The sequence below is a fragment of the Methylophaga sp. genome (assembly GCF_030651745.1).
This window is the reverse complement of the sequence record NZ_JAUSCC010000054.1, coordinates 36,301-48,481: the sequence shown is the minus strand read 5'-3', so window position 1 is coordinate 48,481 and position 12,181 is coordinate 36,301. Positions and strand designations below refer to the sequence as shown.

Genomic DNA, 12,181 nt, shown 5'->3' with positions numbered 1-12,181 from the left:
ACAAATGTTACGTGCCTTCAGCGACAGCATGAATGGCTATACCTTCTTTGAAAGATAATCTCAGGTTTAAGGACTCAGCTCTATGTCAAAAGTGATCATTATTGGCGCCGGTGGTGTTGGCGGCGTCGTTACTCATAAATGCGCACAATTACCCGAAGTATTTTCGGAAATTGTTCTGGCCAGCCGTAATGAAGACAAATGTAAAGCAATTGCCGCACAGCTGGATCGCCCAATCCGCACAGCACAGGTTGATGCGGATAATGTACCTGAGCTGACCGTCTTACTGGAAAAGGAAAAACCGGATCTAGTCATTAACGTAGCTTTGCCGTACCAGGACTTGCACATTATGGATGCCTGTCTGGCTGCCGGTGTGGATTATCTGGACACTGCCAACTACGAACCGCTGGACACTGCAAAGTTTGAATACAGCTGGCAGTGGGCTTATCGCGAAAAATTTGAAAAAGCCGGTTTAATGGCATTGCTGGGCAGCGGTTTTGATCCCGGTGCGACCAACGTCTTTACCGCTTATCTTGCCAAACATTATTTCGATGAAATCCATGAGTTGGACATCATTGATGTCAACGGTGGTGACCATGGTTATCCGTTTGCTACCAACTTCAATCCGGAAATCAATATCCGTGAAGTCACTGCTGAATGCCGTCACTGGGAAAATGGTGAGTTTGTCACCACTCCTGCGATGTCAAAAAAAGCCAGCTTTACCTGTCCGGAAGAGGTCGGTAATTACAATATTTACCGTATGTACCACGAAGAATTGGAATCACTGGTTGTTAATTTCCCGACCTTGAAACGTGCCCAATTCTGGATGAGCTTTGGTGAAAGCTATCTGAAACATCTGGAAGTGCTGGGTAATGTCGGCATGACCGGTATTGATCCAATTGACTATAACGGCCAGCAGATTGTGCCGATTCAGTTCCTCAAAGCGTTATTGCCCGATCCTTCAACATTAGGTCCACGTACCAAAGGCAAAACCTGTATTGGCTGCGTGGTCAAAGGCGTAAAAGACGGTAAACAGAAAATCGTTTATCTCTACCAGATTAAAGACCATCAGGATTGCTACGCAGAAGTACAGTCTCAGGCTATTTCATACACCACAGGTGTGCCAGCAATGATCGGCGCCAAAATGATGCTGGAAGGCAAATGGAAAAAACCGGGCGTCTGGAATATCGAACAGTTTGATCCCGATCCGTTTATGGAAGATATGAACAAATACGGTCTGCCATGGCAAGTGATTGAGCTGGATGATTTCAATCTCGACGGTTGATTAATTCTCTACGGTCTCAAAGAGGCGTCGGGTTACGCTATGCTAACCCGACCTACAACCTTAACAAGATAAATTAATTATCGATTTCAGGTGTTTGAAAATTAATGCAATTTACGGATTTTACCAAGCTGGATCTATCCCGTCTGCCATCGCCATGTTTTGTGGTAGATGAAGTCGCGGTTGAGCGTAATTTACGCATTCTGAATCATGTGCAAACGGCGAGTGGTGCAAAAGTTCTGGCCGCTTTGAAAGCATTTTCCATGTGGTCTTTGGCACCGTTAACAGCGAAGTATTTGAGTGGAACCTGTGCCAGCGGTCTGCATGAAGCACGTCTTGGCTTTGAAGAATATGGTGGAGAAGTACATGTTTTTGCCGCCGCATTCAGCCAGGCAGATATTGATGAGCTGCTGACATTTGCCAATCATATTGTGTTTAATTCCTGTGGGCAGTGGTTACGATTTCGTGAGCAATGTCTGAAGGCTCAGAAGCAACGTCCTGAATTACATTTCGGTTTACGTATTAATCCAGAACATTCAGAAGGCGCGGTGCCAATCTACGATCCATGCGCGCCCGGTTCGCGTTTAGGTATTCCGTTATCACAGCTGGACGAAAGTGCTTTAGAAGGCATTTCCGGTCTGCATTTTCATACCTTGTGTGAACAGGGCTTTGAGCCTTTGCAACGCACTGTGGCTGCTATGGAAGCCAAGTTTGGTCATTTATTGCCACAGATGCATTGGGTGAATTTTGGCGGCGGTCATCATATTACCGCTGATGGTTATAACATTGATGGGTTAATCGAGTTAGTTAAGGATTTTAAACAACGGCATCAAGTCGAAGTTTATCTGGAGCCTGGTGAGGCGGTGGCAATCGGTACAGGTATTTTGAGTTGTGAAGTGCTGGATATCACCTGGAATCATTTGGATCAGGCCATTCTGGATACCTCTGCTACCTGTCATATGCCTGACACTTTGGAAATGCCTTATCGCCCAGATATCACTGGTTCAGGATTACCGGCTGAAAAAGCGCATACCTATCGTTTGGGCGGTTTAACCTGTCTGGCGGGCGATGTGATTGGCGATTACAGTTTTGATACGCCATTGGAAATCGGTCAACGACTGGTATTTGAAGATATGAGCCATTACACCATGGTGAAAACCACGACGTTTAATGGCACCAAATTACCATCGCTGGCTATCTGGAACTCCGAAACCGATGAGTTACGTGTAGTCAAAAACTTTGACTACAGCGATTTTAAAGAGCGACTGTCATGAACACTGAATTGAACGAAGAATTTCCAATTTTCCTGGGCTCTGAAATTGATCAGGCCGACCCGAAACAGGCGATGTTTCATGTTTTGCCAGTGCCATATGAAAAAAGTGTGTCCTACGGTGGCGGAACCAGAAATGGTCCATCAACCATTTTGAATGCCTCATGGCAGTTGGAAAAATGGGATGGTAAAAGCAATCCATGCGATTTGGGCATTTATACCTGCCCGCCAGTCGATTGCAGCGTCAGCTCGCAACAGGTGATAGATAATATTGCCAATGCCACTGCTGAAATCATCCGTAATGGGGGTATTCCAGTGGTGTTAGGCGGTGAACACACCGTGACTTATGGCGTTATCAAAGGCCTCAAAGATGCCGGTATTGAAGATTTCGGTATTGTGCAGATTGATGCACATGCCGATCTGCGTCATGCCTATGAAGGCGATATTCTGAGCCATGCTTCAGTGATGAAACGTGCTGTGGATATGGGCATTCCGTTATATCAGTTGGGCATTCGCGCGTTTTGCGAAGAAGAAATGCAGGTGCGTGAAGAATTTGGCGTGTATTACCAGGATGCCGATGAGTTGGTGCCAAATAATATCAACAGCATTACCTTACCTGATGATTTCCCGCAGAAAGTGTTTTTCACGGTAGATATTGATGGCATGGATCCCAGTGTGTTTCCATCAACAGGCACGCCAGTGCCGGGCGGGCTCAGTTGGTATCAAACATTAAACCTGTTTGAATCGGTGGCCAAACAACGTGAAATCATTGGCTTTGATGTGATGGAATTTGCGCCGATAGAAGGCTTTCATGCCTACGATTTTGCGGCGTCTATGCTGACCTACAAGTTGATGGGAATCACTGCTCGTAGCCGTCAAAGTTGATTTTAAAATCAACCACAGAGGTTTTTGAGATATCCACAGATTATTTCGAAGGATATTAATTCAGAGCAACCTAACGATTATTTGGTTTGTGTCGAGTTACGCTGCGCTAACCAGGCCTACGTTTTATCTTTGTGGTTTTAAATAAGATTGATATCGGTCACCAATGTCGGTGAATCAAAGAAAACTATTATAAATCTGCGTCCATCTGTGTAATCTGCGGATTGATATTGCTTTATATCTCTCTGTGCTTTGTGGTTAATTCACTGATCGTAAAATCAGTTTTTACTTTTCTTTGAAGCGTTTACACGTTAAAATTCGCGGTTTTTTTACTCTCTGGGGTCTGCGACATGAGCCAAGCTACAATCACATTGCTGCAAAACTACTACGATGCGTTCAACCGTCAGGATATGGATGCGTTTTTGAATATGCTGACTGATGATGTTATTCATGACGTAAACCAAGGTGGTCGTGAAGTTGGTAAAGAAAAATTCGAAGCATTTATGGATCGTATGAATGCGCATTACAAAGAACAAATCGTCGATATTTCTATCACCAGCAACGAAGCCGGTGACCGCGCTGCAGTTGAATTCACTGTGTTAGGTGAATACCTGAGCACCGATGAAGGTCTGCCAGAAGCGAATGGCCAAAAATATAATCTGCCAGCTGGTGCATTTTTTGTTATCCGTGATGGCAAAGTCGCTCGCATTACCAACTACTACAACCTGGAAGACTGGGTAAAACAAGTCGTCGGTTAAACTGCAAGATGATCAGCCAGGCTGGAACAGCTTTTCCAGCCTGGCTTTTTTATATGCCTTTCCATTGCACGGATTAAGATAACTATGCTGGAATTGAAACGTTTATCAGGTGAAGCCCTGAATCAATATATTCCCGAACTGGCCCAGTTACGCATTCAGGTGTTTCGTGATTTTCCCTATTTGTATGATGGCGATACAGATTACGAAGCACGTTATCTGCAAACCTACATCGAAGCTCCAGACAGTGTGATTGTGCTGGCATTTGATGGCGATAAAGTAGTCGGTGCATCTACCGGCATCCCGTTGAAATATGAAACAGAAGAAGTCAAAGCGCCGTTTATTAAAGCGGGTATAGACGTGAATAGTGTGTTTTATTGCGGTGAATCGGTATTGCTATCGAAATACCGGGGGCAGGGCGCTGGTGTAGCTTTCTTTGATCACCGTGAAGCACACGCCCGTGATTTGGGCGGCTATGAGTACAGTTGTTTCTGCGGAGTGCAACGACCTGACGATCATCCACGTCGTCCGGCAGGCTTCAGACCATTGGATAACTTCTGGCGTAAACGTGGTTATGAAAAACATCCAGAATTGCAGACTACTTTCAGCTGGAAAGAACTGGACGAAGATCATGAATCACCCAAGCCGATGACTTTCTGGATGAAGAAACTCTAGCTTAGGTTTTGCCATCTATAACAATGGCTTGTCAGCATAGTGGTTGAGAAGCTGTTACAAATAAACTATCTGGCATTGAAATAAGGCTGAAATGCCCAATCTTTAATGTCCCGTTAACGATTTCCCGAGTTTGGTGTCAATGAGCAAAGTTAAAGTCGCTGCAGCGCAATACGATATTGGTTTTTTCGAGGACTGGTCGCAATTCACTGACAAACTGACGCAGTGGGTGGCTGAGGCGGTTGAAGAAAAGGCCAAGTTATTAGTGTTTCCTGAATATGGCAGCATGGAACTGGCTTCGTTATTTGGCGAAACCATCTATAAAGATCTCGGAAAACAATTGCATTCCATGCAGGATGTTTACGCTGACTGGCAGGATCTGCATCATCAACTGAGCAAGCAATATGATGTGATGATGTTGGCCAGCACTTTTCCGGTATTACAGGAAGATGGCACTTTCCGTAACCGTGCCAACTTATATGGTCCTGATGGCCTGATTGGTTTTCAGGACAAATTGATCATGACTCGCTTTGAAAATGAGCAATGGTTAATTCATCCTGGTAAACAGATCAAAGTACTGGATACCGATGTCGGCCGTATCGGCATCAATATCTGTTATGACAGTGAATTCCCGATGATTGCCTATCAACAGGTCAATGCGGGTGCAGATTTAATTCTGGCACCAAGTTGTACTGACACCCAGGCTGGTTTTCACCGGGTACGTATCGGTTGCCAGGCACGCGCTCTGGAAAATCAATGTTATGTAGTTCAGTCACCGACCTTCGGTGAAGCGTCTTGGTCAGAAGCGGTTGATGTCAACACCGGGCGTGCCAGTATTTATACCCCTGTTGATTATGGTTTTCCGGACAATGGGATCTTGATTGAAGGGGTTGCTGATAAACCGGGTTGGGTCTGCGCCGATCTGGATTTGACTGAAATTGCCCGCGTTCGGCAGGAAGGACAGGTATTTAATTACCGTGACTGGCCGTTGCAACATAAATTAACCGGTCCAGAGCAAACACGTTAAACAGTTTAAACACCGCTGTTATCGCGGTGTTTTTCTTTGCAAACGTCAATAACCTTGCTGTCCATGTGGATGCAGTGGTTTCAGGCAAGGTATAAAATACTCAGCCGAATATGCTTAAAAAAATTACAGGAGTCATGCATGACTAGCCCCGCGCAAATTGAGGAAATCGTCAAAAATTATCAGGATCCATCAACACTGATAACATTCGGCGATACCCGCGCCACGGTCAAAGTATCGCAGGACGATAATCAGACGCAGGTCGATGTGACTTTAGGCTATCCAGTCAAAGGTTATGCGGCTGAACTGGCACAGAACCTTAAACAATTGATTGAAGCTGATGGCGCAACAAATGTCAGCGTCAACATCACTACTAAAATCGTAAAACATAAAGTGCAGCAGGGTGTGCCAGCACTGGAAAATGTCAAAAATATTATTGCAGTTGCGTCAGGTAAAGGCGGCGTAGGTAAATCAACGACCTCGGTCAATCTGGCACTGGCTCTGGCGGCTGAAGGTGCCACGGTAGGTATTCTGGATGCAGATATCTACGGTCCAAGCCAGCCGCGTATGCTGGGCACCACCCAACGCCCTGAATCCATTGATGGCAAATCAATCGAGCCAATTGAAAGCTACGGCATTCAGAGCATGTCGATTGGCTTTTTGATTGATGAAGAAGAGCCGATGATCTGGCGTGGTCCGATGGTGACCCAGGCTTTACAGCAAATGCTGGGCGACACCAACTGGAAAGAACTGGATTATCTGGTTATCGATTTACCACCTGGTACCGGCGATATTCAGTTGACCTTGTCACAGAAAGTGCCGGTCAGTGGAGCGGTTATCGTGACGACACCACAAGATATTTCCTTACTAGATGCCCGTAAAGCATTGAAAATGTTTGAGAAAGTGAAAGTTCCAGTGTTAGGCGTGATTGAAAATATGAGCACCCATATTTGCAGCCAGTGTGGCCATGAAGAGCATATCTTTGGTGCTGGTGGCGGGCAGTCGATGGCTGATCAATATGGTGTCAATATGCTGGGCAGTTTGCCGTTGGATATTCATATTCGTGAAGATGCCGACAATGGTCAGCCGACAGTGGTAAAAGATCCGGACGGTGACATTGCCATGGCTTATCGTGGAATTGCCCGTCGTATTGCGGCTAATCTGGCGATGCAGGGTAAAAATTATGCCGCTGCATTCCCGAATATAGTTATCAAGAACGACTAATCAGGCTATCATCAACATCTTTTGAGCTTAACTGACGGACTATGAGCATAAAATCAGATAAATGGATCCGCCGCATGGCAGAACAACACGGCATGATTTCGCCGTTTGAGCCAGGTCAGGTACGTGAACGTGAAGGACAGCGCATTATTTCCTATGGCACCTCCAGCTATGGATATGATGTACGCTGTTCCACCGAGTTTAAAATCTTTACCAATATCAATTCAGCAATTGTCGATCCGAAAAACTTTGATGCCAGCAGTTTTGTGGATATCACATCAGATGTGTGCATTATTCCGCCAAATTCTTTTGCCTTGGCTCGCACTATTGAATCGTTCAAAATCCCGCGAAACGTGTTAACGGTTTGTTTGGGCAAATCTACTTATGCCAGATGTGGCATTATTGTAAATGTCACGCCGTTAGAACCAGAATGGGAAGGGCAGGTAACATTGGAGTTTTCCAATACCACACCCTTACCGGCCAAAATCTACGCCAATGAAGGCGTTGCACAAATGTTGTTCTTTGAATCTGATGAAGTCTGTGAGACCTCTTATGCTGACAGAGCTGGTAAATACCAGGGTCAGCAGGGCGTGACTTTACCGAAATCCTGATAGAGATATGGCCGTGCAAAGCATCAGCAGAATCATTTTACCGGGGCTGCTGCTTATGCTTAGCGGCTGTGAAGGTCAACCACAACAAACCAATCAATGGCAGCATAGCGAAGGCAGTTATGCTGCGACCTTTTCAGCTGATGGTCAGTTTCTATTATCCGCTGATGTAGATGCGGCAGCCAGGCTCTGGGACTTACAAAGCAATCAGGTGAAATACAGCTGGCAAAGCGAACAGAAAGAAACTATTCGCAGTACCTCGGTGGCATTAGCCAAATCCAGTCCGGTGGCGGCGACCGTCGAGTTTGATACGGTTATGTTGTGGAACACCCAAAGTGGTATGCCGGAAAACAGGCTGACTTTTCCATTACGGATAAAATCGCTGGATATTTCACCCAATGGGCAATTTCTGTTGTTGGCATTGGCTGACAGTACAGCGGTCTATTTTGATATCAAGGCTAACCGGGTACGCCATGTATTTGAACACGATGGTGCGGCGGTGGATTCCCCGGTAAATCATCCCATTAATGCGGTGGCTATTTCACCTGACGGAAAAACAGCGTTAACCGGCGGTGATGATAGAACGGCTCGACTATGGGATCTGCAAAACGGCCAGCAATTGCAAAACTGGCTACATGGCAATAATGTGAATCTGGTGAAATTTGATCCACAAAGCCGATTTGTCTTCACTGCCGCTGATAATGACCATTCCTATCTCTGGTCGTTAACTGATGGCAGTCAACAATCTCAATTACGCAGTTCCGCATGGCCGAAATCAATGCCAATTCCGGATTTTCCGGTATTTACAACTACAACCACCGCCGTTAATTTTTCTCAGGATGGCATGTTATTGGTCACCGGACATGCTGCAGAGCGCATTTGTGTCTGGCAGCTGCCGCAAGGCGACAAATTACGTTGCTGGAAAGTGACCAGACAAAATCCACTTAACCCCGGTATGGTCATCCAGGCGGTGTCTTTTATTGCTAACGACAGTGCGGTATTAAGCATTGCCGGCACCGGCGAAGCTCAGCAGTGGCAGTGGAGGTAGTAGTTATGTACAAACTGGTTTTTTTTGTCCCTGACAGTCATAAAGAATTAGTTAAAGAAGCCATTTTTAATGCTGGTGCCGGACAATTTGAAGGTTATGAGTTTTGCAGTTGGGAAACTCTGGGCACTGGTCAGTTCCGCCCTTTATCGGGTAGTCAGCCGTTTATTGGTGAAAGCGGAAAAATTGAACTGGTTAATGAGTACCGGGTTGAAACGATTTGTACGAACGACACCATCAAAGCCGTTGTCTCAGCTTTGAAACTTGCCCACCCATATGAAGAGCCTGCTTATCAGTACTGGCTAGTTAATCAAGAGGATTTTTAATTTAATGAACGCACCTGCGTCCCCGCAAACCATTCGTCTTGCGGATTACACTGTTCCCTCCTATCTGGTCGATAACGTTGATTTGCATTTTGATCTGGATGCGTCAACCACCCGAGTCACCAGCATTCTGAATATGCGACGTAATCCGAAAGGACCAGGGGAAGACTGTGTGCTAAATGGTGAACATCTTCAGCTTATCAGTATCAAGCTGGATGGCCGTTTGTTAACTGCTGCAGAATTTCAACGGTCCAATACACAGTTGATTTTGCCGCAATTGCCGGAAAAATTTCAGCTGGAGATTGTGACCGAAATTCATCCAGATCAAAACACGGCTTTGGAAGGGCTTTACCACTCAGGATCATTGGTCTGTACCCAATGTGAGGCTGAGGGTTTCCGTCGCATTACTTATTATCCGGATCGACCTGATGTGATGGCGGTGTTTACCGTCACTATCACTGCTGATAAACAGAAATGGCCGATTCTATTATCCAACGGTAACCTGCAAGAGCAGGGCGAACTGGAAGATGGACGTCATTGGGTGCGTTGGCATGATCCGCATCCTAAACCCTGTTATTTATTTGCCTTGGTTGCCGGCGATTTGTATATGCAGCAGGACAATTTCACCACCATCAGCGGTCGTGACGTGACCTTGCAGATCTATGTGGATAAGGAAAATCACGATAAATGTGATCATGCTCTGATGTCATTAATACAATCCATGCGCTGGGATGAAGAAGCCTATGGTCGGGAATATGATCTCGATGTGTTTATGATTGTTGCGGTCAACGATTTCAATATGGGTGCGATGGAAAACAAAGGGCTGAATATTTTCAACGCCGCTTGTGTTCTGGCCAGCCCAAAAACTGCTACTGATAACGATTTTTATACGATTCAGAGCATTGTCGGACATGAGTATTTCCATAACTGGTCCGGCAATCGGGTGACCTGTCGTGACTGGTTTCAGCTTAGCCTGAAGGAAGGTTTCACGGTAATGCGTGATCAATCGTTCAGTGCAGATTTGAATTCTGCCGCTGTGCAACGCATTGATGATGTCGATCAATTACGCAGTCTACAGTTTGCTGAAGATGCCGGCCCGATGGCCCATCCTGTGCGTCCTGACAGCTATATTGAGATCAGTAACTTTTATACCGTCACGATTTATGAAAAAGGCGCTGAAGTCGTGCGCATGATCAAAACCCTGCTGGGCGATGAAGGCTTCCGTAAAGGCACAGATTTGTATTTTGACCGGCATGATGGTCAGGCGGTCACCACCGATGATTTTGTCAAAGCAATGGAAGAAGCCAACCACTTTGATCTGACCCAGTTCAAACGTTGGTATACCCAGGCTGGCACGCCTGAAATCACCGCAAAATATTACTATGATGCAGCCAATAAAACCTTCAGTCTCACATTAAGTCAGTCCTGTCCGGCGACGCCTGGGCAATCCGAAAAACTGCCATTTCTGATCCCGGTAGCAATGGGGCTGCTTAATGCTGATGGCCAAAGCCTGCCATTACAACTGGTTGGTGAAACCCAAGCTTATGCATCAGACACACGCGTACTTGAACTGCGTGAAACCGAACAGACTTTTCAATTTATCGGTGTAGAGCAGCAACCGATAGTTTCTTTATTACGTGGCTTTTCAGCGCCGGTTAAATTATTGATTGAACGTGATAATGAAGAACTTGCATTCTTAATGGCACACGAGAAAGACAGCTTTAACCGCTGGGATGCGGGACAAAGCCTGTTTATCCAAATCATGCTTGCTTTAATTGCCGACTATCAGCAAAACACCAGTCTGGAGTTACCTGAAATTTTGGTAAAACAGTGTGCTGCGGTACTGGAAGACAAAGTGGCGGATCCAGCTTTGGTGGCCCGTATGCTGACATTGCCTTCAGAGAATTATCTGGCGGCGCAGATGACAGTTGCTGATGTGGATGCCATTCACCATGTTCGCAAGTTTGTAAAAGAAACCCTAGCTGTCCGTTTGAAAACGCAGTTTGATGTTTTATATCAACAACATAATCTGCCTAATGTGCCGTATCAGTTTGATTCCGAGCATATGGGACGACGCAGTCTTAAAAACGTCTGCCTGGGTTATCTGATGGCAACGGGCGACCCAATGCAGACGCAGCGTTGTCTGAAGCAGATGAAACAAGCCGATAATATGACTGATACCCTTGCGGGTTTGAGGTTAATGGTGGATCAAGCCGGAATCGAGCGTGAACATGCCTTGCGGGCATTTTATGAACAATGGCAGCATGACCGGCAGGTTGTTGATAAATGGCTGACTGTGCAGGCTTTATCCAGCTTGCCTGATACCTTGATACGTATTAAAGGCTTGATGAAACATCCGGCGTTCAGCATTAAAAACCCGAATAATGTCAGAGCGTTGATTGGGCAATTTTGCCGTAATAATCCGGCTGCATTTCATGCAATTGATGGCAGTGGTTATCGGTTTCTGGCCGAGCAGATTCTGGTATTAGATAAACTGAATCCACAAGTGGCCTCCAGACAGTTGGGTGCGTTTAACTCCTGGCGTCGCTATGATGCCAAACGCCAGCAAATGATGCGTGAAGCGTTGCAAAGCATTGCACAGCAGCAAGATCTCTCATCGGATGTTTATGAGATCGTTAATAAATATCTGGCGGATTAATGAAATTTCACCTGCACCCCCAGCTTGCAGCTGATACGTTTGTGGTCGGAGATTTGCCTCTGTGTCGGCTGTTATTAATGAATGATGCACGTTTTCCGTGGGTTATTCTGGTGCCGCGTCGGTTGGATATCAGTGAAGTGTATGATTTACCAATGCAGGAACAACAAATGTTGTGGCAGGAATCTGCATTGGTCGCTGAAAAATTGATGCAGCTGACCAAGGCCGACAAAATGAATCTGGCCGCGCTAGGCAATGTAGTACCTCAGTTACATGTGCACCATGTGGCGCGTTTTAAAACCGATGAGGTGTGGCCAAAACCTGTTTGGGGGCAGGGTACAGCTGAGCCTTATAATGAAGCTGACAAACAGCTTATGTTGCGTAATTTAAGTGAAATGTTTAGAGGTTTTCTCATTAGTGGTCAAAGTCTTAACGTTTAGACTTAA

General features: G+C 45.8%; 12 protein-coding genes. All 12 read left to right on the top strand.

Annotation, left to right across the window (positions count from 1 at the left end):
• Positions 1-82 precede the first annotated feature (82 nt).
• On the top strand, positions 83-1,282 hold the full coding sequence (locus tag Q7V21_RS06615) for a saccharopine dehydrogenase family protein (RefSeq protein WP_304916526.1): 1,200 nt from the start codon (positions 83-85) through the stop codon (positions 1,280-1,282).
• A 104-nt stretch (positions 1,283-1,386) separates the two neighbouring features.
• Complete coding sequence (gene nspC / locus Q7V21_RS06610) at positions 1,387-2,553, top strand: carboxynorspermidine decarboxylase (RefSeq protein ID WP_304916525.1); 1,167 nt, start codon at positions 1,387-1,389, stop codon at positions 2,551-2,553.
• Complete coding sequence (gene speB / locus Q7V21_RS06605) at positions 2,550-3,434, top strand: agmatinase (RefSeq protein ID WP_304916524.1); 885 nt, start codon at positions 2,550-2,552, stop codon at positions 3,432-3,434. The genes nspC and speB overlap by 4 nt, the downstream gene beginning before the upstream one ends.
• Before the next feature lie 347 nt (positions 3,435-3,781).
• The gene (locus Q7V21_RS06600) at positions 3,782-4,189 is read left to right on the top strand and encodes a ketosteroid isomerase-related protein (protein WP_304916523.1); all 408 of its coding nucleotides are present in this window, start codon (positions 3,782-3,784) and stop codon (positions 4,187-4,189) included.
• Positions 4,190-4,273: 84 nt separating this feature from the next.
• Entirely contained in the window at positions 4,274-4,861 is a 588-nt protein-coding gene (locus tag Q7V21_RS06595) for a GNAT family N-acetyltransferase (protein ID WP_304916522.1), read from the top strand.
• A 139-nt stretch (positions 4,862-5,000) separates the two neighbouring features.
• Positions 5,001-5,885, top strand: coding sequence for a carbon-nitrogen hydrolase family protein (locus tag Q7V21_RS06590; protein WP_304916521.1), 885 nt, complete (start codon positions 5,001-5,003; stop codon positions 5,883-5,885).
• Positions 5,886-6,023: 138 nt separating this feature from the next.
• On the top strand, positions 6,024-7,106 hold the full coding sequence (apbC, locus tag Q7V21_RS06585; RefSeq protein ID WP_304916520.1) for an iron-sulfur cluster carrier protein ApbC: 1,083 nt from the start codon (positions 6,024-6,026) through the stop codon (positions 7,104-7,106).
• Positions 7,107-7,147: 41 nt separating this feature from the next.
• Positions 7,148-7,714, top strand: coding sequence for a dCTP deaminase (dcd, locus tag Q7V21_RS06580; RefSeq protein ID WP_069295167.1), 567 nt, complete (start codon positions 7,148-7,150; stop codon positions 7,712-7,714).
• A gap of 7 nt (positions 7,715-7,721) precedes the next feature.
• Positions 7,722-8,759, top strand: a complete 1,038-nt coding sequence (locus Q7V21_RS06575) for a WD40 repeat domain-containing protein (RefSeq protein ID WP_304916519.1) — start codon at positions 7,722-7,724, stop codon at positions 8,757-8,759.
• Between the two features lie 5 nt (positions 8,760-8,764).
• Positions 8,765-9,082 carry an NGG1p interacting factor NIF3 gene (locus Q7V21_RS06570; RefSeq protein ID WP_304916518.1) on the top strand — a complete coding sequence of 106 codons (318 nt, stop codon included), beginning with the start codon at positions 8,765-8,767 and terminating at the stop codon, positions 9,080-9,082.
• Positions 9,083-9,086: 4 nt separating this feature from the next.
• Positions 9,087-11,738 carry an aminopeptidase N gene (gene pepN, locus Q7V21_RS06565; protein WP_304916517.1) on the top strand — a complete coding sequence of 884 codons (2,652 nt, stop codon included), beginning with the start codon at positions 9,087-9,089 and terminating at the stop codon, positions 11,736-11,738.
• Positions 11,738-12,175 carry an HIT domain-containing protein gene (locus tag Q7V21_RS06560; RefSeq protein WP_304916516.1) on the top strand — a complete coding sequence of 146 codons (438 nt, stop codon included), beginning with the start codon at positions 11,738-11,740 and terminating at the stop codon, positions 12,173-12,175. Before pepN ends, Q7V21_RS06560 begins: the two co-directional genes overlap by 1 nt.
• The last annotated feature ends 6 nt before the right edge of the window (positions 12,176-12,181 follow it).

Bases quoted from the DNA above. Each gene is read 5' to 3' on its own strand.
- Q7V21_RS06615 (WP_304916526.1), top strand. From the start codon at position 83: ATGTCAAAAGTGATCATTATTGGCGCCGGTGGTGTTGGCGGCGTCGTT.
- nspC (WP_304916525.1), top strand. From the start codon at position 1,387: ATGCAATTTACGGATTTTACCAAGCTGGATCTATCCCGTCTGCCATCG.
- speB (WP_304916524.1), top strand. From the start codon at position 2,550: ATGAACACTGAATTGAACGAAGAATTTCCAATTTTCCTGGGCTCTGAA.
- Q7V21_RS06600 (WP_304916523.1), top strand. From the start codon at position 3,782: ATGAGCCAAGCTACAATCACATTGCTGCAAAACTACTACGATGCGTTC.
- Q7V21_RS06595 (WP_304916522.1), top strand. From the start codon at position 4,274: ATGCTGGAATTGAAACGTTTATCAGGTGAAGCCCTGAATCAATATATT.
- Q7V21_RS06590 (WP_304916521.1), top strand. From the start codon at position 5,001: ATGAGCAAAGTTAAAGTCGCTGCAGCGCAATACGATATTGGTTTTTTC.
- apbC (WP_304916520.1), top strand. From the start codon at position 6,024: ATGACTAGCCCCGCGCAAATTGAGGAAATCGTCAAAAATTATCAGGAT.
- dcd (WP_069295167.1), top strand. From the start codon at position 7,148: ATGAGCATAAAATCAGATAAATGGATCCGCCGCATGGCAGAACAACAC.
- Q7V21_RS06575 (WP_304916519.1), top strand. From the start codon at position 7,722: ATGGCCGTGCAAAGCATCAGCAGAATCATTTTACCGGGGCTGCTGCTT.
- Q7V21_RS06570 (WP_304916518.1), top strand. From the start codon at position 8,765: ATGTACAAACTGGTTTTTTTTGTCCCTGACAGTCATAAAGAATTAGTT.
- pepN (WP_304916517.1), top strand. From the start codon at position 9,087: ATGAACGCACCTGCGTCCCCGCAAACCATTCGTCTTGCGGATTACACT.
- Q7V21_RS06560 (WP_304916516.1), top strand. From the start codon at position 11,738: ATGAAATTTCACCTGCACCCCCAGCTTGCAGCTGATACGTTTGTGGTC.